The organism is Brevibacterium siliguriense (genome assembly GCF_900105315.1).
GTDB lineage: Bacteria > Actinomycetota > Actinomycetes > Actinomycetales > Brevibacteriaceae > Brevibacterium > Brevibacterium siliguriense.
Window position 1 is genome coordinate 2,980,541 of sequence record NZ_LT629766.1, and the last position, 18,795, is coordinate 2,999,335.

Sequence of the window (18,795 nt, forward strand, 5' to 3'; positions counted from 1 at the left end):
TTGGAGTGCTCATGGCCAAAGTGTGTGTCAACAACCTCTTCATCTCCCTCGACGGGTTCGCCGCCGGTGAGTTCGTCACCTTCGACCAGCCCATCGGTGAAGCCCAAGCGCTGTTCTCCTACTTCGACGGCCGCGGTATCGAGGGCGTGGACAAGGTCGACGCTCCGATCACCGCCGATCGGGCCTTGTTCGCCATGTGGGGTCAGGGCATCGGCGCCGAAATCATGGGCCGGAAGAAGTTCGGCCCTCAGACGGGGCCGTGGCCCGACGACGGCTGGCGTGGCTGGTGGGGTGAGGAACCGCCGTTCAAGACCCCGTGTTTCGTGCTCACTCATCATCCGCGGGAACCGATCGAGTTCGACAACGGCACGAGCTTCCACTTCGTCGATGCTTCCCCGGCCGACGTCCTCGCCGAGGCGACCGCCGCCGCTGACGGCGGCAATGTCCGCATCGGCGGCGGTCCTTCGATGGTCAGACAGTTCCTTGCGGCCGGCCTCGTCGACTTCATGCACCTCGTCATCGTCCCGGTCACCCTCGGACGCGGAGCCTGGCTCTGGGAAGGACTCGAGGGGCTGGAGAAGGATTTCACGATCGAGAGTCTCACCACGGCAAGCGGTCTGACCCATCAGTTGTGGAATAGAAGGGCCTGAGCCTCAACGACGGCTCGCCCCGGAGTCACAGGAATGACCTATGGCCTGTTGTCTCCGATCGGAGGAAACAGACCATCGGGTTCGCACACGGCTGTGCCCGCGTGGATTTTCAGCTCAGCTGATCGCCTCGGCGATGGGGGTTTGCCCGTCGTAGAAATTCACGGTCTGACGCACGGCTGCCGATTCGGCGATGACGTGTGTGATGACATCGGCGACGAGTTCGCGGGAGGTCACCCGCACCTCGTCTGCCGGACGGTCACCGTCGACGTCGCCGGCCTCATCGGCGATGAGCACCTTGCCGGCGGAGGGCTCGAGCGTCAGACCGCCAGGTCCGAGTATCGTGAAGTCGAGGTCGCTGGCGCGAAGGTGCTCGTCTGCGCCGTGCTTGGCCTCGACGTAGGGGTAAAAGGAGCTCTCCGGGTCGACGCGGTCGCGGTCGACGCTCGCGCTGGCATACGAGACCATGACGAATCGCCTGACGCCTGCCTGCCCGGCGGCGTCGGTCGAGCGTTTGGCTGCTTCGAGGTCGACGGCCTTGGTGCGTGCCGGGTTGCCGCCGCCGGCACCGGCGGAGAAGACGACTGCTTGGGCACCGGCGAACAGATCGGCGAGCGCCTGAGTGTCAGCGTTTTCGATGTCGAGGACGACCGGGTTAGCCTGCGCGGCTTCGATATCGGAGGACTGGTCGGGGTTGCGGATCACCGAATCGACGGCGAAGCCTGCGGCCTTGAGCTTGGGTGCTGCCAGGAGTGCGATCTTTCCATGGCCGCCGAGAATGACGACACGAGCTGAATCAGACATATCTACCTCCGTTGCCGGTGATGCTTGGTGCTCGGTACAGCGAAGCGCGAGACGTGATTATTCCCTGCCACCGGTATTCTCGTGGCCATGATCGACGATCTCTCCCCTGCCGCCGTCGTCCGTCGGCTCGACCGTGGACAGCAGGTCGTCATCCCCTCGTCGATCCGACATTCCCTTCTCCTTATGCTCCCCGTGCTCGTCATCGGCATCGGCCTGCTCGCTTTCTTCATCCTCGTCGTCCACGCCACGATCGAGGACGGGCGCAGCCCGTGGCTGATCATCATCAATCTGCGCATGTGGGCGTTGGCCGTCGGCACCATCGGGTGCCTCGTCGTCGCACCGATCGGCCTGTTCGTGCGGATGCGCAGGCGCGAGTCCCTCGTCCTCTCCCCCGTCGGCGTCGCGTCGGCCCGGCGCGATCAGGTGCTGTCCGACACGCTGCTGCCGTGGCAGGATATCGAAACGATCGTGTTCGAGAAGGCGGCACGCCGTGGCCCGAAGGTCCCGGCGTATATCCTCACCGAGGAAGCGAGCCGTCGCCGACTCGGGCGCGGGCATAATCCGAGGTTGCTCGTCAAGAGCGGGCTCGTTCTCAGCCCACGTCGACTCTTCCCTGTGCTGAGCGCCGCACATTCCCGTTTCGCACGACACATCCATGAGCTCCGATAGGCCCGCACATGCGCGTGCCTTAACGTTGAGATCATGATCCGTCGCCTCCTCGCCCGCGCGTTCTGGAGCTTCAGCAAGTGGAAGCTCGTCACCGAACCTGCCCCGAATCGTCCGACCATCTTGGTCGGGGCACCGCACACCTCGAACTGGGACTTCGTCGTGATGCTCGCGATCGCGTGGCACTTGCGCGTCGACGTCCATTGGCTGGGCAAGCATTCGCTCTTCACCGGATGGCGTGGGCCGATCATGCGCGGGCTCGGCGGGATACCCGTCGACCGGTCGGATCCGAGCAGGATCGTCGACGAGATTGTCGGCCGCATGCGTGAAGGAGAAGTATTCGCGCTCGTCATCACCCCTGATGGAACCCGCAGTGGACACACTCACTGGAAATCGGGTTTCCATCGCATCGCCCGACAGACGGGCATGCCTGTGACCTTGGGTTACGTGGACTCGGCCACCCGGACGACCGGACTGGGGCCGACCTTGGAGATGACCGATGACTTTGTCAGCGACATGGATCGGATCCGCGACTTCTACGCCGACAAGCACGGCATCCGTCCGCACCTGCAGATCACGCCGAAGCTGCGCGAAGAAGACGCCGCAGGTGACGATCGCGAAGGCGAAGTGGAGCAGGGCTGAGATGGACGGTGATCTGAGTGTCCCCGCCGGACCGGGGATCCCTGCCGGACTGGTCGTCCCCGCATCCGAACTCTCAGAACAGTTCTCTCGGTCGTCGGGCCCAGGCGGTCAACACGTCAACACCTCTGATTCGCGAGTGCAGCTGAGCCTCGACCTGGCTGCGGCGAGCTTCCTCACGGAGCCTCAGCGCGAGCGGGTCCTCAATCGATTGGCCCCTCGCCTGTCGGGCACAGTGGTCACGGTGACCGCGGCGAAACAGCGGTCGCAGCTGAAGAATCGCCAGGACGCGCGCATGCGTCTGGCACAGCTGCTGCGAGAGTCATTGGCCCCGCAAGTGCAGAGACGAGCCACAAAGCCGTCCCGAAATTCCCGGCGCCGGCGGGTCAAGTCCGAACAACGACGGTCGGAGATCAAACGCAACCGCCGCCGGCCTCGTCTCGACTGACCACCGGTGGTGACAGACGTGGTCGCGAAGAGCACAATGGGCGACATGAACAGCATTGAGATTCTCACCGATCTGTCCCAGCGTCCCCTCCAAGCGGCTCAGGCACTGCCCGATCTCTCCCCGAGGAACTCAACAGCCACCTCGGCGGTCATCCGAATTCCGTCGCCTGGCTGCTGTGGCACAGCGGCCGCGAGATCGACGTGCAGCTCTCCGACCTCACCGGACGCCCCCAGCAGTGGGAGGACTTCCGTGACCGCTTCGGCCTCGGCGAGGCCGGCGATGGCTTCGGACTCGGCCATACGCCTGAACAGACGGCGCAGATCCGCGTGGACGACCAGCAGCTGCTCGTCGACTACCTCGAAGCCACGTTGAACGCGTTCACCGGGTACCTGGAGGCGCTGTCCGAGGATGATTTCGACGAGATCATCGATGAGAACTGGACGCCGGCCGTCACTCGCGGGGTGCGCATGGTCTCGATCATCGATGATGCGATCCAGCACGTAGCGCAGGCCGCGTTCATCGCCGGCGCACCAGCCTGAGGCAATTCAGGGACGACAGAAGTCCGTGACCTCGTCGAGGACGCTCATCCCGGCCGCACGGTAGGCGGCGACTGCGGCCGTCGCCGCCCATCGCTCGATTGTCAGTGACGAACTGGGGATAGCGGTGGCTTCAACGCTGATCCGGTCGGCGATGTCGTCCTCTGCGACAGCCTCGAGCCTCAATGAGGTCGATGGGACGAGACCAGCTAATCTGCGGTGCAGGACGGTCCACAGTTCGTCGGGTGTCCACCCCGCTTCCGTGAGGGCATACCCGTCATGCGCCCATACACGCAGCGCGGAGGCGAGCGCTTGCGAGCCGAAGCACTGATACCAACCGAGGTTGCCGGGATGAACTTGAACTGGCAACCCCTCGTGCTGCCAGGACCCGAGCGTGTCGATGCCTTCCGGCAGGTCCGTCACGATCGGGACGTGCATGTTCATCTTCCCGTCTGCAACTCTGCATGCCAGATGACTTCACCGTCGTCGATGGCGTCGGGTCGGTTCATTCCGAGCCGTTCGGCAACTCGGTTGGAGGATTCGTTGCCCGGATGGATTGCCGCACGCAACTCGGTCACTTGGCGATCCGCCAACCATGCGATCATGGCTCGAGCTGCCTCGGTGGCGAATCCCCGTCGTTGGTGGTCGGCCCCGATGACCCAGGCGATATCCGCCTGGTTCCGAGTGTCAGCCATCGTGACGGTGGCCTGCACATATCCGATCGCGGTGGACCGGTTTGCCTCCCGGACGATCCAATTCAGCCAGCCGGCGTCACCGGTGGGTGAAGCGCCTGCTAACTGCAGAGCGTAGAGTCGTTCGAGTTCGGGCAGACTCGGGCTTGTCCCACCGATGTAGGTGTACAGGTCGGGCGAGGACAGTGTCTCCACCATCTCCGTCGCATGATGGACCTCGAGTGGTTCAAGCAGAAGCCTGTCGGTGACGATGGACGTCGCCTGTGGCCAGTTCACGATGTGGTTCGGGTTCTCTGCCGAGTTCACGGATTCAGCCCTCGTTCGATTGAACGGGCCTCGGCCGGTTGATGGCGCCGGCGACGAATTCGACGATCTCCGCTTCCGCCTCGGCGCGGGTCGTCGGTTCATTGTGGACTTCGTGTCGGACTCCGGGGAAGATCCGTGTGCGCACATCGACGTGACCGGTCTCCCGCAGTCTGTTGGCTACGTGGTAGGCGCCTTCGCCGTAGTTCGCGACCGGGTCCTGGTCACCGGCGAGGATGAGCACCGGCAGATCGCTGGGGATTGCCGCATACCAGGAATCGGCATTGGCCTCGTCGTAGAGGTCGACGAAGCCCTGCAGGAATCGCGCGCTCATCGGGGCACCGAAATTATTGAATGGGTCACGGCCGTGATCAGCGACGACCGCCTCGTCGAGGGCAACCCAGGCGGTGGGTCCCGCACCGGGACCGCAGCGGTCGAGGAACCCATCGAAGAACTGATCGACGAGGTGGCCCGCCGCGGGATCCGCACGGTGGTCGCCTGTGGCTGCCTCGGCGAGTTCCCTACGGTCGATGACCTGCTCGATCCCCTGCCATTGGGCGGCGATTCCGCACAGTCCCAGTCCGGTGAGTTCGGATTCCGGACGGGAGGCCATGGCACGGGCGATGATCGATCCCCAGCTGTGGCCGAAGACGATATAGGGCAGCCCGGGCAGGAATGACCGAGCTTTCGCCTGCAGGGTCAGCTCATCGTCGACGATGACGCGGGCCGCCTCATCCCCGGCGTCGGCCCAGATGCCGGATTCCATGGCTGTACGACCATGGCCGGCATGATCGTCGGCGACGACGGCGAATCCTGCGTCGACCAAGGTGCTGATGAGGTGAAGGTAGCGGCGGGAATGTTCACCGAGGCCGTGGATGATGTGGACGATGGCTGCCGGTTCTGCGGAGGGCGTGTAGAGCCACCCCTGAATGGTGTCGCGATCGTTGCTTGAGGGGAACGTGATTTCGTGCAGAGCCAAGGCGGGACTCCTTTGTCAGTGTCGCTGCCTGCACCGTGAGTTCGGTGCGGACATAACAATCGCTGAGTTGTCGATACTGTACCGCGAACCTCAGGCATCGACTCCGTGCAGTCGGGCATGCAGATCCCGCACCTGAGTGCTCAGTTCCGGATCGGGACCGGCGACTTCGATGCCAGGAGCCACGTCGTGAATCGGGAGCGGCAGAACGGGACCGGTAGTCAGACCCCAGTCCTTGTGCCAAGAGCTCAGCTGCTGACTGCTGCTGGCGTAGACGATGCGGCCGAGGCCCACCCAAGCGTGCGCCGCCGAGCACATCGGACAATGCTCGCCAGAGGTGAAGACGACAGATTCGACTCGCTGCTCGGGTGCGAGTTTTTCGGCCGCCCAGCGGGCGATGGCGAATTCGGGGTGGCGGGTGTGGTCGCCGCCGGCCACCCGGTTGCGGTCGGCGAAGAGTTCGCGACCATCGGCGTCGACGAGCACGGACCCGAAGGGTTCGTCTCCCGCGTCAAGGGCTTCGCGAGCCAGGTCGACGCAACGGGTGAGGAATCTGCGGTCATCATCATTGAGATCAAGTTGAGGTTCCATGCTCCTCATCCAATCACATCGGGCATATCTTTGATCCATGCCGTTCGAAGCCGTGTCATTCACTGAAGTCACCGTCGCAGGACTCGAGTCCTCCTCCGTCGCCGAGGCGCTGACGGGCCTGCGTGCCGACGAAGCGCGGTATTTCTCCAATGAGTACAAGCACATGTTCACCGTGGCCCCGGCCGTCGAGGCACAGGACTTTCTGGACTGGGTCGAAGAGATCCTCGAATCCGAACGTGAGATCGTTCCGACCTCGCCGGCACTCGAAGTCAGCATCAATGACGTCGACGGCATCTACTGGGTGCACGTGTTCTATCGGTCAGGGCTGGCGATCAACGTGCTGTGGACCCGCGCCGAAGATGGCAAACGCGCCGTCGGTTTCAAACTCTCCGAAGGCATGGAGGTGCCTGCCCAACTGTCGGCGTTCAAGTTCGCACGGCAGAAATCAAAGCTCGCGGGAGAGACCCGCGGGTCCTTCTTCAAGATCAGGGGAGATCATCCTCTGCCGTAGGGTCACACCGTGCAAGGGCTGAGGCCGCGAACGACCACTCCATATGTGGTCGTTCGCGGCCTCAGCTCATCGATTTCAGTCTCTGAGGATGTACTTCAGGGTTTCAACCACCTGATCGGTCGTCTGGCACCAAGCCTTGGCTTCGGCATCGACCTCTTTGAGCGGATGAATGATGTCGGCATCGTGGAGGGTCACGTAGGGCCTGCCGAGTGCTGCGCAGTAGCCTGCGTCGAAAGCTGCGTTCCACTGCTTGTACTTGTCACCGAAGCGCACGACGACCATGTCGGCCTTCTCAATCAGGGTGCGGGTACGGATGGCATTGACCTTCGACGACTGGTGATCGCGCCAGAAGGAGCTGTCGTTCTCGCCGAGGTGGTCACCGGCGGCATCGCTGGCGGGGTGATCGGTTACCGGTGCGGTGAACTCGATGTCGAGCCCGGCCGCCTCGGCGCCGTTTTTGATCTCCTCACGCCAATCGGTGTGGATCTCACCGGACAGATAGACATTGAAGCTCATGATCGAATACTCCTGATTCCACTAAGCGGAGGGCCGCCACGGCCCTTTCAGAACCACCATAGCCAATTGGAGGTAGTCGTCGGGCTCTCACTGGAAGCCGAGGTCAGCGAAAACGTTCGGATAGGTAAGCCTCTGCGATGCTCAGATGCCCCTGGCTGCCGATGGAGTTCTTCGCCTTCTGCGTATAGGCGTGATTCGCGAGAGGAATCCGCACTGTCTGGACGTCAACTCCACGACTTCGGGCCGATTCCGCCCATGTCAGCTGGTCGACCGGGGTGATGACGTCATCGCGCATTGCTGTCATCATGAGCACTGGCGGCGCGGGTGCTTCGAGATGTGTGACGGAATCGGCGGATGCGTAACGTTTCGGGTATTCTTCGGGTGTGCCGCCCGTATAGCTGGTCGCAAACAAGCGCGTTCCGGTTCCCGCACCTGGCCCGGTCGGAGCGTTCTCGTAGAGGCCGGTCACATCGAACGCGGGGTAATCTGCAATGACCGCCTCCGGAACCGGGACCTTCCCTCCGCATGACGACTCGGCGGTGCCTTGCGCTGCGGCACCGGCGGTGTTGGCAACCATGTTGCTTCCCGAACTCTCGCCCCAGAACGCCAATCGGTCCATATCTGCGCCGAGCCCGTCTGCATGGGTCTGAATCCAGCTTGCCGCACACGCGACCTGCGAAGGCGCGCTCTGCCAGGTCGCGTTATCCAAGGTGGCGAGTTCGTATTCGACCGATACGACGAGGTAGCCGTGATCAGCGAGTTCGCGGAGCTCTGAACTCGCTGCGTTCGGTTCGCCGGCGATCCATCCGCCGCCGTGGACGTACATGATCGTCGGAGCCGGACCCTTCGCCTCCTTCGGCTCGTAGATCGATACGGAAAGGTCGTCACCGGAGGTCGACTTGTCGTACACCTCTTGACGATCAGGCGACGCCGAGTCGATTGCAGAGAGACCGAACGTGGCAGTAAAAAGGTTCACCGAGCCGCCCGCAGCCGAGATGGCACCGACGAGAACGATGATGACCGCGACGTTCGTGACGGCGGCGACCCCGCCGAATACTGTGGTGGCTATTCCGCCTCGTCGGATTCCCCTGCGTACCGCGGCGATTCCGATCACGAACACGATTAATCCCACAAGGGCCGTCGGCGGAGCCACGGTAGGCGCCCACCGAGCCGCGAGCGAGCTGAGCGGACCAAGCCCGGGAATAAGCGAAGCGAGGCCGATGACCGCAGCGATCACTCCAAGCACGAGTGCGAGGATCAGGCCTGCTGCGCGAACCGTCTTGGCGACAGACTGCGGCACCGAGTGCCGTAGCGAACTCTTGTTGCCTGTCATCTTCGGTCCTCGACTTTCGACCTCTCGGGTTGAGAATCCCTCTGCGGCAGGTCCCTTGGCTGCGGCCACGTGCCGACGCCAGGGGTCACTCTAACGCAGTCCGATTCTCACGACCTTGATGAATCGAGCGCAGCGCCTAGTCGGGGTCTCGAAGGCGGCCCCCGTTTCGCCCCGGGCGTTCCCTCTTATCCTTGACGACGTCAGCAGCACGTTGGCAATGTAGCGACATGTCGCTCTTTCGCACGCCTCAGATTGTGCTGTTCACCCGCGACGACCATGGACTCGAACCTGTCGCCGACGGCCAACATGCGGCGGTGATCCTCTGGACGGACGACGTGTCCGCCGGTTATGAGCGCCTCATCGAGCTCGGAGCAAGGCCGGTCAAGCCACCAGAACCATGGTTCGACCGGCTGCTCATCGCGTGGGTCGAGGACCTTGACGGGGCATCTGGTTCAGGTCGTACAGAACGTCAGGTGACCAAGCCTCTTCCTCAATACCGGTCACACTTTGATAAGGAACTCCACTGCGCTGTGCCAGACTTCAACCGCTACCCTGGGTGCCCGGTCAGGCCCTGAGTCGCCACACGGGCCAGTCAACAGGGTCATCGCGTGCGGCGCAGCGATGCTGCACTGCCTAGCTTCCACCAACACCCGAGGAAAAGCGCAGTCGGATCTACAGGCAATTCAATTAGGTACAACTCCGGTGCAGCTCACGCCAACAACAGGATCTGCCGAAGCAGGGATCTGGTCTCGACGGTCATGCAGGCTTAAATGCCAGATGCGCTCGGTGTCCTTGCTGCCGAACGATCTGATCACGAGTCCAGCACATATCGAAGCGTGTCAATAACGCTAGACGTTAAACCGGAACTCCACGACGTCGCCGTCGACCATGATGTAGTCCTTGCCTTCCATCCGGACCTTGCCGGCGGACTTCGCAGCAGCCATCGAACCGTTCGCGTCGAGATCGTCGAACGATACGATTTCGGCCTTGATGAAGCCCTTCTGGAAGTCGGTATGGATGACTCCGGCCGCCTCGGGGCGGTGGCACCCTTCGGAATCGTCCACGCACGGGATTCCTTGGGCCCCGCAGTCAGGTAGGTCTGCAGACCGAGGGTGTCGAAGCCGACACGGGCGAGCTGGTCGAGTCCGCTCTCCTCCTGACCGGTCGATTCGAGCATCTCCCGAGCTTCCTCCTCGTCGAGCTCGGCGAGTTCGGACTCGAACTTCGCGTCGAGGAAGATGGCTTCGACGGGTGCCACGAGGGCTCGCATCTCGTTCTTCTTGTCCTCGTCGGCGAGCACTTCGTCATCGACGTTGAACACGTATAGGAATGGCTTGACCGTCATCAGCTGCAGTTCACGCAGGGCGCTGACGTCAAACTTGTCGGCCTGCATCGCCTGGTACAGCGTCCGCCCGCCCTCGAGGATCTCAGTGGCGGCGTCGATCGCGGTCAGCTGCTCGGCCGGGGCGCGCTTGCCCTTGACCTCCTTCTCGATCCGCGGCCGCGCCTTCTCCAGAGTCTGGAGGTCGGCGAGGATGAGCTCTGTGTTGATCGTGTCGATGTCATCAGCAGGGCTGATCTTTCCGTCGACGTGGACGACGTCGTCGTCGACGAATCCACGGATCACCTGGCAGATGGCATCGGCTTCGCGGATGTTGGCGAGGAACTGGTTGCCCAGGCCTTCGCCCTCGGAAGCACCGCGCACGATTCCGGCGATGTCAACGAAGTCGACGGTGGCATTGAGGATGCGCTCGGAGGAGAAGATCTCCGACAGTCGCGTCAGACGCTCGTCCGGCAGAGGGACCACGCCCACGTTCGGTTCGATCGTCGCGAACGGGTAGTTCGCCGCGAGAACTTGGTTCTTGGTCAGTGCGTTAAACATGGTCGACTTGCCGACGTTGGGCAGTCCCACGATTCCAATTGTCAAAGCCACGGTATCCAAGTCTAGCCGTCGCCGAGGTGGTCCTCGAATTCTCGTGTCAGTGCCCTCTGTCACCCTGTAACCATGAATGCTTTCCCCGCATCCGCAGTCATCATCGCCTTCACCGTGGCGATCATCCTCGCCGCCACGCTCGGATTCCTCCTCGGGCGCACTCTCACACGGTCCCGCTACCTCGAGAGACTCACCCGCGCAGAAACCACGTCACGCATCCTGTACCAGCGCACGGAAGACCTCGAGGCTGATGCGCAGATGGCCGGGGAGATCACCGCAGCCATCGGACCCTTGGCCGCCAGTGTGAAGAGTCTGCAGGAGAATCTGCAGACTCAGGACCGCACTCAGATCGAACAGATCACCCGCCTGAACTCCCAAATCGGGCACCTCAGCCAACAGAACCTCCGGCTCCAGGAATCCACCGGATCACTGGCCAACGCATTGAACTCGACGACGCACCGCGGAGACTGGGGCGAGGTCCAGCTCAAACGCATCGTCGAATATGCCGGCCTCCTCCCCCACGTCGACTTCGACACCCAAGTCAGTGCCGACCGGGACGGCAAGCGCCACCGCCCCGATATGGTCGTCCATCTGCCCGGAGGCGGCACGATCGTCATCGATGCGAAGACTCCGCTGTCAGCACGGATGAACGGGGACTCTGGCGAGGCTTCCGACTCGGGCACAGATGGTCACGATCATGCCCGTGCGCTGCTGCGACACGTCGATGCTCTGGCGTCGAAGGAGTACTGGAAGGCATTCGACTCCTCCCCCGACTTCGTCGTCTGCTTCGTCCCTACCGACGGACTGCTCTCCGCAGCTGCGGCGAGTTACCCGAAGATGATCGACCATGCCTTGGGCAAGAACGTCGTCCTCGCCTCACCGGCGACACTTCTGGTGCTGCTGAAGACCATTGCCCTCAACTGGCGGCAGGCCGATATGTCGACCTCAGCGGCCGAAGTGCTGCGGCTGGGCACGGAACTCTACGAACGCATTGGCACATTGGTGACTCACGTGTCACGGATGGGAGCCAGTCTGGACCGGTCCGTCGACGACTACAACAGGTTCGTCTCGTCCCTGGAGTCCCGGTTCCTCGTCACTGCCAGAAAGTTCCCATCGACCGGGATCGCAGCCGACGAACTCGATGCAGTGGCCGAACTCGATACCCGTTCTCGGGGCATCAGCGCCGAGGAACTCAGCCGACCGAGGACCATCGATTTTGATGATCGCGGTCCGACTCGTCTGCGCGATCGGCAGACGGGGACGAGCTGAGGATCATCAGCCGAGCTTTCTCAGTTCCTTCGGCAGGGAGAAGATGAGATCTTCTTCGGCGGTGATGACTTCTTCGACCGTGTCGAACCCGTAGTCGGCCAGCAGCTGCAGCACGTCCTGGACAAGGTTTTCGGGAACGCTCGCGCCCGAGGTGACACCGACGGTGGCGACGTCGTGGAACCAAGTCTCATCGATCTCACGAGCGAAATCGATCCGGTGGGCCGTCTTCGCTCCGTGTTCGAGTGCGACTTCGACGAGGCGGACGGAGTTCGAGGAGTTCGCCGACCCGACGACGATGACGAGATCCGCTTCGGGCCCGATCTTCTTCACGGCGACCTGCCGGTTCTGTGTGGCGTAGCAGATGTCATCGCTGGGTGGATTCTGCAACTGCGGGAAGCGCTCACGCAGGATCTCGACGGTCTCCATCGTCTCGTCCACGCTCAACGTCGTCTGCGAGATCCACACCAGCTTCTCGGCATCAGGCACCTCGATGATCCGAGCTTCTTCGGGACTCTGCACCAGAGTGATATGGTCCGGCGCTTCTCCCATGGTGCCTTCGACTTCTTCGTGTCCGGCATGGCCGACGAGGAAGATGCGGAAGCCGTCCCGAGCGAATCGGATGGCTTCCTTGTGGACTTTGGTGACCAGCGGACAAGTCGCATCGATCGTCGACAGCGAACGCTCAGCGGCCTCGGTGTGCACGGCCGGTGAGACTCCGTGGGCGGAGAACACGACGCGAGCGCCCTCCGGCACCTCAGCGGTGTCATCGACGAATACAGCTCCGCGTTCGGACAGGGTCTCGACGACGTGCCGATTGTGCACGATCTCCTTGCGGACATAGATCGGTGCACCGTAGTGTTCGAGGGCTCGTTCGACGGCGATGACGGCCCGGTCGACACCGGCACAATAGCCGCGCGGCGCGGCCAGCAGCACTCTCTTGTCGGCATTGACCGGAGTGCGGATCTCGCCAGGGGCCAAACGCCGGCGAGGAATGGTCGGGGCAGGTACTGAAACGACAGTCACCCGTTCAGTCTAAGCCGGAGACATCGACGACGGCCAGGAATGGGCTGCGTCCGTGCCGTTCGTTAGGCTTGGGATTCGGAAAGGGACTTAAATGGCGCAAAGAATTTCCGGCACTCCCGGCACGCTCGGCGAATCCGTCGAGCTGAAGGAGCTCGCCGCCACAGCAGCCGAGACCACGGCGGAGAATCCATGGCCGCTGAGCCTGCTGTCATCGAAGATGAAGTCCTACATCGACCGCATGTCGAGCGTGTGGATCGAAGGGCAGGTCGTCGAGCTCAACCATCGAGGCAAGGCCAGCTACCTGACCCTGCGAGACACCGATGTCGAGATGTCCCTGCCGGTCCAGATCTGGAAGAACGTCCTCGAACGCACCGGTGCGCCTCTTACCGAGGGCAGCCACGTCGTCGCCAACCTCAAAGCCGACTTCTGGACGAAGACCGGTCGACTGACGATGAGGGCCAACGATATCCGCGCCGTCGGCCTCGGCGAACTCCTCGCCCGCCTCGAACGACTGAAGAAGCAGCTCGGCGCCGAAGGACTCTTCGACCCCAGTCGGAAGCTGCGCCTGCCGTTCTTGCCGAACCGGATCGGCCTGATCACCGGACGGGATTCGGATGCACAGAAGGATGTCATGCGCAATGTGCACCTGCGCTGGCCCGCCGCCGAATTCGAAGTTCGCAACTGTGCCGTCCAAGGTCCGGATGCCGTGCCCGGAGTGATGAAGAACCTCGCCGAGCTCGACGCGGACCCGCAGATCGACGTCATCGTCATCGCCCGCGGCGGCGGCAGCATGGAAGACCTCCTTCCGTTCTCCAACGAAGCACTCGTCCGTGCCGTCTCTGCAGCACAGACGCCAGTGGTCTCGGCGATCGGGCACGAGGCCGACCGACCGATCCTCGACGAGGTCGCTGACATGCGGGCATCAACGCCGACGGATGCCGCGAAACGAATCGTGCCGGATGTCGCCGAAGAAGGCATGAATCTGCTGCGCGCCCGCGCCGAGCTCGAGGCGGCCGTCAATCGCATCCTCGACCGCGAACAGGAGATGCTCACCGCAGTGCGATCACGCCCGGTCCTCGCCGAACCGCAGACGATGATCACTGCGCACGAGAACGAACTGGCGATGATCCGCCGCCGCAGTCTGCAGGCGACGAATGCGTCGATCGTCCAAGCACAGAACGAGATCCAGCATCTCCGCTCCCAGGCCCGATCACTTTCTCCCCTGCGGACGTTGGAGCGCGGATACGCCGTTGTGCAGACCGACGTGGGACAAGCTGTCCGCAATGCCGACGAAGTCACCAGCGGTGACACCGTCCACGTCCGGGTCGCTCATGGTCGATTCGATGCGGAGATCACCGATGTCACCCCGGAGACGGAGGATTCGACGACCGGCGAATGACCACAGCTCCGCACTCCGCCCACATTTCACTCACTCTGCGAAGGAGACGCCAATGACCGAACCGACGACCCAACAGGATCAGCCAGATATCAGCACGCTCAGCTACGAGCAGGCTCGGGAAGAACTCGTCATGACCGTCAAACGACTTGAGACCGGCAATCTGCCGCTCGAAGAGTCACTGCGACTATGGGAACGCGGCGAAGCTTTGGCCGACCGATGCCAGGCATGGCTCGATGGCGCGCGGGAACGCCTCGACAAAGCCCGTGAGGAGACTTCGGAAGACACCGAGTAGAATTTCGGGGCAGCCGGAGTCACTTCAGCTGGGCGGCCACCTGATCGGCGAAGCTGTTGATGGTGTCCGGCGCAGCGGTGGCGCTCATGACGACATACATATCGCCCTTGTGCGTGACCCAGTATTCCTTCGCTTCTTCGGTGCGATAGATCTGGAAGTCGGCACCGCCGACAGTCACCTTCTCGGCTGCGGCGGCCTCATCGGTCTTCCGCTTCGCCCAGTTCTCACTCGCTTCGGCCTGCTCGATGCTCACCCATTGGTCGTCGGGGCCGATGAACGACATGTACCACGAGGTGTACTCGGAATCGCCCACCCGATCCAGGCTGGCCTCATTCGAGGTCCATCCACGCGGGATCTGGGGAACGATGAGATCGAACTCGGCATTTCCCTGTGACTGCTCGGCGATTCCCTGGTAGTCGACGACACGTTCGGAGTCGACTTCGGGCTGCGGGGCGAGGAACAGGATCCCAACGACGACCGCCAGGCAGGCGAGGATCGCAATGATCATATTGACCCAGTTCGAGTTCTTGCGCAGGAAGCGCATCTCTTCGCGGGATCCCGGGAGCATCACTCCGGACTCGTCAGCCATGGGCTCTCCCTTGGGACTCTGCGTCACCTCGTCGGCGACCGTTCGAGCACCCGTCTCGTCGACAGCATTTCGGACATTCACACCGCCATTGTCCTCGGCTCGCGCGCGAAGGGCCAATCCCGACCCGCAGGCGTGACTGCGACCACAAGCGGACACCTCTGTCGCGACCCGGATCACAGGGGTGGCACAATTGGAAGCATGAGTGACTCCAAAGAGCCTGTTGACGTGAAATCTCACCATGATCGAGGACGAGTTGATGAGGAGGCTCCACCTGTCGCAGTGACCGACTCATGGTCACAGAAGGCTCAGGTCGAGTCGGATGCCCCCGACCGCAACCTGGCATTGGAGCTAGTACGAGTCACCGAGGCCGCCGCCATCGCCGCCGCCCCCTGGGTCGGCCGCGGCGACAAGAACGCAGCCGACGGCGCAGCCGTTGCCGCGATGCGCAATGTCATCTCCACCGTCCGCATGGCCGGCACCGTCGTCATCGGCGAAGGCGAGAAGGACGAAGCTCCCATGCTCTTCAACGGAGAGCAGGTCGGCGACGGCGGAGGTCCGCACTGCGATGTCGCCGTCGACCCGATCGACGGCACCCGCCTGACCGCCCTGGGCATGCCCAACGCGATCTCGGTCATGGCCGTAACCGAAGACGGTGCAATGTACGACCCCTCTGCCGTGTTCTACATGGAGAAGCTCGTCACCGGCCCCGACGCCGCCGACGCCGTCGACCTGCGTCTGCCGATCGCTGAGAACATCCGTCGCGTCGCCAAGGCGAAGGGAACGAAGGATCCCGCCTCGGTGACGGTGATGATCCTCGACCGTCCGCGCCACCAGCAGATGATCGATGAGATCCGCGCCGCCGGTGCCCGCATCCAACTCATCACCGATGGCGACGTCGCCGGAGCCATCGCCGCCTGTCGTCCCGGAACCGGCGTCGACATGCTCATGGGCATCGGCGGCACCCCGGAAGGCATCATCACCGCCTGCGCTATCAAGGCACTCGGCGGAGTCATCCAGGGCCGTCTGTGGCCGCAGGACGACACCGAACGCGAAGCCGCCGCCAAGGCCGGCCTCGATGTCACCCAGGTGCTCAACACCGATGACCTCGTCACCGGAGACAACAGCTACTTCGTCGCCACCGGCATCACGAACGGCGACCTGCTCGACGGAGTGAAATTCCAGGGCGGCCACGTCACGACGCACTCATTGGTCATGCGATCGAAGTCGGGAACCGTCCGTCAGGTCTTCGCCGAACACCAGGCCGCGAAGACGCATTCCTACGTGGAGGCCGCCGAAGAGGCCGCACGCCGCGGACTGGTCTGACCTTCAATCGCACCCGGTCCCGGGCGCGATTCACACAATTCGGAAGCAGGTGTGCAAGCAATGCCCAATCAGGCGTGGAATCGACTCCTCGAGGGAAACCAGCGTTTCGTCGACGATGTCCCCCGGCACCCCAATCAGGACACGGCGCGACGCGAGTCACTGTCGGACAGCCAGACCCCGTTCGTGACTCTCTTCGGCTGTTCGGACTCCCGAGTCGCCGCTGAGATGATCTTCGATGTCGGTCTCGGCGACATGTTCGTCGTCCGCAATGCCGGACAGGTCATCGACCCGGTCACCTTGGGTTCGCTCGAATACGGTGTGGAAATGCTCGGCACTCCCCTGCTCGTCGTCCTCGGACACGACAGCTGCGGGGCCGTGACCGCTGCCTACAATGCCTACGACTCAGGTGAGACTCCCCCGGGATTCATCTCCGATGTCGTCGCCCGCATCCTGCCGACCGTGGCCCGGGCGCGAAAGAACGGGCGCACCACGATCAACGAGACCGTCGGTCAGAACACCATGGACACGGTCGACAAGATCATGCAGCTGTCTACGATCATCAAGACCGCTGTCGACGACGGCCGGCTCATCATCGTCGGACTCACCTACCAGCTCCATGACGGCCGCACCACGGTCGTGGCCCAATACGGAGGCAACGAGGCCGCGGTCTCCACCTACGCTTCCTGAACGATCGGCCACCTCGGTGGTCAGCCTTCAGGCTCCAGCGAGCTTGAAGTCCGCAATCAGCTCCCAGGCACCCAACGGAAAGGACAACAATGACCGAAGAATTTCGCATCGAACACGACACCATGGGTGAGGTCAAGGTCCCCAAGGACGCCCTCTACAGTGCACAGACACAGCGTGCCGTCGAGAACTTCCCGATCTCAGGCAAGACCCTCGAATCCGCTCACATCGCAGCGCTGGCTCAGGTGAAGAAGGCGGCGGCGAAGACCAACGCCGAACTCGGCGTCCTCGACGAGGCCCGCGCCACAGCAATCCAGAACGCAGCCGATGAGGTCATCTCCGGTGAGTTCGACGCACACTTCCCCATCGACGTGTTCCAGACCGGTTCCGGAACCTCATCGAACATGAACACCAACGAGGTCCTGGCCTCTCTGGCAACGAAGGCACTCGAAGCCGACGGTGTCAACGTTCACCCGAACGACCATGTCAACGCCTCACAGTCCTCGAACGACGTCTTCCCCACCTCGGTCCACCTAGCTGTGACCAAGGCCCTGGTCAACACCCTCATCCCGGCCATGGACACCCTGGCGACCTCCCTGGAGAAGAAGGCGGAGGAATTCTCCTCCATCGTCAAGTCCGGTCGCACCCACCTCATGGACGCCACCCCGGTGACGCTCGGTCAGGAGTTCGGCGGCTACGCCGCACAGGTCCGTTACGGCATCGAGCGCATCGAGGCTTCCCTGCCCCGTGTGGCCGAGGTCCCGCAGGGCGGAACGGCCGTGGGCACCGGAATCAACACCCCTGACGGCTTCTCCTCCCGAGTCGTCGAAATCCTCGCCGAGGAAACCGGCCTGCCGATCACCGAGGCTCGCAACCACTTCGAGGCACAGGCCAACCGCGACGGACTCATCGAGGCCTCCGGTCAGCTGCGGACTATCGCCTACGGCTACATGAAGATCTGCAACGACCTGCGTTGGATGGGTTCGGGACCGAACACCGGTCTCGGCGAGATCGCCATTCCGGATCTGCAGCCAGGTTCGTCGATCATGCCCGGCAAGGTGAACCCGGTTATCTGTGAGGCCACCATTCAGGTCGCCGCTCAGGTCATCGGCAACGATGCCGCCGTGTCGCTGTCGTCGACCAACGGCGCCTTCGAGCTCAATGTCGGCATCCCGGTCATGGCCTCGAACCTGCTCGAGTCGATCCGCCTGCTCGCGAACGCCTCGACCGTCATGGCCGAGAAGATGATCGACGGACTCACCGCAAATGAGGAGCGCGCCCGCTTCCTCGCCGAGGCGAGCCCCTCCATCGTCACCCCGCTGAACAAGGTCATCGGCTACGAAGCCGCTGCGAAGATCGCCAAGCATGCTGTGGCGAACAAGATGACGGTCAAGGAAGCGACGATCGCGCTCGGCTTCGTCGAAAACGGATCCATCACCGAGGCCGACCTCGACAAGGCCCTCGATGTCACCACGATGATCGGCAACTACAAGTAAGCTGTCAGTCTGACTGATCACAACGGCGCCCGGACGTGAAATCGTCCGGGCGCCGTTTCGTGCTCTCGACCCACTCACACTTCCGGCGACCGCTCGCCGCAGCTTCGACCGCTCACCGCGTAGCG

Annotated in this window: 22 protein-coding genes and 1 pseudogene; 13 read left to right on the forward strand and 10 right to left on the reverse strand. The window is 62.9% G+C overall.

Going from position 1 to position 18,795, the window contains the following annotated elements; genetic code table 11:
* Window positions 1–11 precede the first annotated feature (11 nt).
* Window positions 12–650, forward strand: coding sequence for a dihydrofolate reductase family protein (locus BLU88_RS13345; protein WP_092014848.1), 639 nt, complete (start codon window positions 12–14; stop codon window positions 648–650).
* Between the two features lie 114 nt (window positions 651–764).
* Here BLU88_RS13345 and BLU88_RS13350 read toward each other — a convergent pair whose 3' ends face one another.
* Window positions 765–1,451 carry an SDR family oxidoreductase gene (locus BLU88_RS13350; RefSeq protein ID WP_092014850.1) on the reverse strand — a complete coding sequence of 229 codons (687 nt, stop codon included), beginning with the start codon at window positions 1,449–1,451 and terminating at the stop codon, window positions 765–767.
* Between the two features lie 87 nt (window positions 1,452–1,538).
* Here BLU88_RS13350 and BLU88_RS13355 point away from each other — a divergent pair, with 87 nt between their 5' ends.
* From BLU88_RS13355 to BLU88_RS13370, 4 genes are all read left to right on the forward strand, one after another.
* On the forward strand, window positions 1,539–2,120 hold the full coding sequence (locus tag BLU88_RS13355) for a hypothetical protein (RefSeq protein ID WP_092014852.1): 582 nt from the start codon (window positions 1,539–1,541) through the stop codon (window positions 2,118–2,120).
* 33 nt (window positions 2,121–2,153) lie between these two features.
* Complete coding sequence (locus BLU88_RS13360) at window positions 2,154–2,759, forward strand: 1-acyl-sn-glycerol-3-phosphate acyltransferase (RefSeq protein ID WP_092014855.1); 606 nt, start codon at window positions 2,154–2,156, stop codon at window positions 2,757–2,759.
* A 1-nt stretch (window position 2,760) separates the two neighbouring features.
* A complete protein-coding gene (gene arfB, locus BLU88_RS13365; RefSeq protein ID WP_092014858.1) occupies window positions 2,761–3,204 on the forward strand; it encodes an alternative ribosome rescue aminoacyl-tRNA hydrolase ArfB in 444 nt (147 codons plus the stop codon).
* A 173-nt stretch (window positions 3,205–3,377) separates the two neighbouring features.
* Window positions 3,378–3,743: an aspartate/tyrosine/aromatic aminotransferase gene (locus BLU88_RS13370; RefSeq protein WP_331712475.1), complete on the forward strand. Its 366-nt coding sequence runs from the start codon at window positions 3,378–3,380 to the stop codon at window positions 3,741–3,743.
* A 6-nt stretch (window positions 3,744–3,749) separates the two neighbouring features.
* Here BLU88_RS13370 and BLU88_RS13375 read toward each other — a convergent pair whose 3' ends face one another.
* The 4 genes from BLU88_RS13375 to BLU88_RS13390 form a co-directional block, all read right to left on the reverse strand.
* Complete coding sequence (locus BLU88_RS13375; protein WP_157689115.1) at window positions 3,750–4,184, reverse strand: hypothetical protein; 435 nt, start codon at window positions 4,182–4,184, stop codon at window positions 3,750–3,752.
* Window positions 4,181–4,708: a GNAT family N-acetyltransferase gene (locus BLU88_RS13380; protein ID WP_231939410.1), complete on the reverse strand. Its 528-nt coding sequence runs from the start codon at window positions 4,706–4,708 to the stop codon at window positions 4,181–4,183. Before BLU88_RS13380 ends, BLU88_RS13375 begins: the two co-directional genes overlap by 4 nt.
* Window positions 4,709–4,742: 34 nt before the next feature.
* Window positions 4,743–5,714 carry an alpha/beta fold hydrolase gene (locus tag BLU88_RS13385; RefSeq protein ID WP_092014868.1) on the reverse strand — a complete coding sequence of 324 codons (972 nt, stop codon included), beginning with the start codon at window positions 5,712–5,714 and terminating at the stop codon, window positions 4,743–4,745.
* Window positions 5,715–5,804: 90 nt separating this feature from the next.
* Window positions 5,805–6,302 carry a nucleoside deaminase gene (locus BLU88_RS13390; protein ID WP_092014871.1) on the reverse strand — a complete coding sequence of 166 codons (498 nt, stop codon included), beginning with the start codon at window positions 6,300–6,302 and terminating at the stop codon, window positions 5,805–5,807.
* Window positions 6,303–6,339: 37 nt separating this feature from the next.
* Between BLU88_RS13390 and BLU88_RS13395 the strand changes: the two genes are divergently transcribed.
* A complete protein-coding gene (locus BLU88_RS13395; protein ID WP_092014874.1) occupies window positions 6,340–6,813 on the forward strand; it encodes a phage tail protein in 474 nt (157 codons plus the stop codon).
* Between the two features lie 75 nt (window positions 6,814–6,888).
* Here the strand turns inward: BLU88_RS13395 and BLU88_RS13400 are convergent, their stop codons facing one another.
* Window positions 6,889–7,329 (reverse strand): YtoQ family protein, encoded by a 441-nt coding sequence (locus BLU88_RS13400; protein WP_092014877.1) that lies wholly within the window; start codon window positions 7,327–7,329, stop codon window positions 6,889–6,891.
* A gap of 103 nt (window positions 7,330–7,432) precedes the next feature.
* Window positions 7,433–8,662, reverse strand: coding sequence for an alpha/beta hydrolase (locus BLU88_RS13405; RefSeq protein WP_092014880.1), 1,230 nt, complete (start codon window positions 8,660–8,662; stop codon window positions 7,433–7,435).
* Window positions 8,663–8,889: 227 nt separating this feature from the next.
* Here BLU88_RS13405 and BLU88_RS13410 point away from each other — a divergent pair, with 227 nt between their 5' ends.
* Window positions 8,890–9,237: a VOC family protein gene (locus tag BLU88_RS13410; RefSeq protein WP_092014883.1), complete on the forward strand. Its 348-nt coding sequence runs from the start codon at window positions 8,890–8,892 to the stop codon at window positions 9,235–9,237.
* Window positions 9,238–9,510: 273 nt separating this feature from the next.
* Here the strand turns inward: BLU88_RS13410 and ychF are convergent.
* Window positions 9,511–10,595, reverse strand: a pseudogene (ychF, locus tag BLU88_RS13415) (redox-regulated ATPase YchF).
* 72 nt (window positions 10,596–10,667) lie between these two features.
* Here ychF and BLU88_RS13420 point away from each other — a divergent pair.
* The gene (locus BLU88_RS13420) at window positions 10,668–11,864 is read left to right on the forward strand and encodes a DNA recombination protein RmuC (protein ID WP_092014885.1); all 1,197 of its coding nucleotides are present in this window, start codon (window positions 10,668–10,670) and stop codon (window positions 11,862–11,864) included.
* A gap of 6 nt (window positions 11,865–11,870) precedes the next feature.
* Here BLU88_RS13420 and BLU88_RS13425 read toward each other — a convergent pair whose 3' ends face one another.
* Window positions 11,871–12,887 carry a 4-hydroxy-3-methylbut-2-enyl diphosphate reductase gene (locus tag BLU88_RS13425; protein WP_092014887.1) on the reverse strand — a complete coding sequence of 339 codons (1,017 nt, stop codon included), beginning with the start codon at window positions 12,885–12,887 and terminating at the stop codon, window positions 11,871–11,873.
* Window positions 12,888–12,978: 91 nt separating this feature from the next.
* Between BLU88_RS13425 and xseA the strand changes: the two genes are divergently transcribed.
* Together xseA and BLU88_RS13435 are read left to right on the forward strand one after the other, a co-directional pair.
* On the forward strand, window positions 12,979–14,286 hold the full coding sequence (gene xseA / locus BLU88_RS13430; protein ID WP_092014890.1) for an exodeoxyribonuclease VII large subunit: 1,308 nt from the start codon (window positions 12,979–12,981) through the stop codon (window positions 14,284–14,286).
* A 52-nt stretch (window positions 14,287–14,338) separates the two neighbouring features.
* Entirely contained in the window at window positions 14,339–14,578 is a 240-nt protein-coding gene (locus BLU88_RS13435) for an exodeoxyribonuclease VII small subunit (protein ID WP_092014894.1), read from the forward strand.
* A gap of 19 nt (window positions 14,579–14,597) precedes the next feature.
* Here BLU88_RS13435 and BLU88_RS13440 read toward each other — a convergent pair whose 3' ends face one another.
* The gene (locus tag BLU88_RS13440; RefSeq protein WP_231939411.1) at window positions 14,598–15,167 is read right to left on the reverse strand and encodes a DUF4245 domain-containing protein; all 570 of its coding nucleotides are present in this window, start codon (window positions 15,165–15,167) and stop codon (window positions 14,598–14,600) included.
* A 198-nt stretch (window positions 15,168–15,365) separates the two neighbouring features.
* Between BLU88_RS13440 and glpX the strand changes: the two genes are divergently transcribed.
* From glpX to BLU88_RS13455, 3 genes are all read left to right on the forward strand, one after another.
* Window positions 15,366–16,490 (forward strand): class II fructose-bisphosphatase, encoded by a 1,125-nt coding sequence (glpX, locus tag BLU88_RS13445; RefSeq protein WP_197678139.1) that lies wholly within the window; start codon window positions 15,366–15,368, stop codon window positions 16,488–16,490.
* A gap of 60 nt (window positions 16,491–16,550) precedes the next feature.
* The gene (locus BLU88_RS13450) at window positions 16,551–17,177 is read left to right on the forward strand and encodes a carbonic anhydrase (protein ID WP_092014904.1); all 627 of its coding nucleotides are present in this window, start codon (window positions 16,551–16,553) and stop codon (window positions 17,175–17,177) included.
* A gap of 89 nt (window positions 17,178–17,266) precedes the next feature.
* Complete coding sequence (locus BLU88_RS13455) at window positions 17,267–18,670, forward strand: class II fumarate hydratase (protein WP_092014907.1); 1,404 nt, start codon at window positions 17,267–17,269, stop codon at window positions 18,668–18,670.
* Window positions 18,671–18,795 lie beyond the last annotated feature (125 nt).

Coding starts and splice junctions, on each gene's coding strand:
- BLU88_RS13345 (WP_092014848.1), top strand. CDS start 12: ATGGCCAAAGTGTGTGTCAACAACCTCTTCATCTCCCTCGACGGGTTC.
- BLU88_RS13350 (WP_092014850.1), bottom strand. CDS start 1,451: ATGTCTGATTCAGCTCGTGTCGTCATTCTCGGCGGCCATGGAAAGATC.
- BLU88_RS13355 (WP_092014852.1), top strand. CDS start 1,539: ATGATCGACGATCTCTCCCCTGCCGCCGTCGTCCGTCGGCTCGACCGT.
- BLU88_RS13360 (WP_092014855.1), top strand. CDS start 2,154: ATGATCCGTCGCCTCCTCGCCCGCGCGTTCTGGAGCTTCAGCAAGTGG.
- arfB (WP_092014858.1), top strand. CDS start 2,761: ATGGACGGTGATCTGAGTGTCCCCGCCGGACCGGGGATCCCTGCCGGA.
- BLU88_RS13375 (WP_157689115.1), bottom strand. CDS start 4,184: ATGAACATGCACGTCCCGATCGTGACGGACCTGCCGGAAGGCATCGAC.
- BLU88_RS13390 (WP_092014871.1), bottom strand. CDS start 6,302: ATGGAACCTCAACTTGATCTCAATGATGATGACCGCAGATTCCTCACC.
- BLU88_RS13395 (WP_092014874.1), top strand. CDS start 6,340: ATGCCGTTCGAAGCCGTGTCATTCACTGAAGTCACCGTCGCAGGACTC.
- BLU88_RS13400 (WP_092014877.1), bottom strand. CDS start 7,329: ATGAGCTTCAATGTCTATCTGTCCGGTGAGATCCACACCGATTGGCGT.
- BLU88_RS13405 (WP_092014880.1), bottom strand. CDS start 8,662: ATGACAGGCAACAAGAGTTCGCTACGGCACTCGGTGCCGCAGTCTGTC.
- BLU88_RS13410 (WP_092014883.1), top strand. CDS start 8,890: ATGTCGCTCTTTCGCACGCCTCAGATTGTGCTGTTCACCCGCGACGAC.
- BLU88_RS13420 (WP_092014885.1), top strand. CDS start 10,668: ATGAATGCTTTCCCCGCATCCGCAGTCATCATCGCCTTCACCGTGGCG.
- xseA (WP_092014890.1), top strand. CDS start 12,979: ATGGCGCAAAGAATTTCCGGCACTCCCGGCACGCTCGGCGAATCCGTC.
- BLU88_RS13435 (WP_092014894.1), top strand. CDS start 14,339: ATGACCGAACCGACGACCCAACAGGATCAGCCAGATATCAGCACGCTC.
- BLU88_RS13440 (WP_231939411.1), bottom strand. CDS start 15,167: ATGGCTGACGAGTCCGGAGTGATGCTCCCGGGATCCCGCGAAGAGATG.
- glpX (WP_197678139.1), top strand. CDS start 15,366: ATGAGTGACTCCAAAGAGCCTGTTGACGTGAAATCTCACCATGATCGA.
- BLU88_RS13450 (WP_092014904.1), top strand. CDS start 16,551: ATGCCCAATCAGGCGTGGAATCGACTCCTCGAGGGAAACCAGCGTTTC.
- BLU88_RS13455 (WP_092014907.1), top strand. CDS start 17,267: ATGACCGAAGAATTTCGCATCGAACACGACACCATGGGTGAGGTCAAG.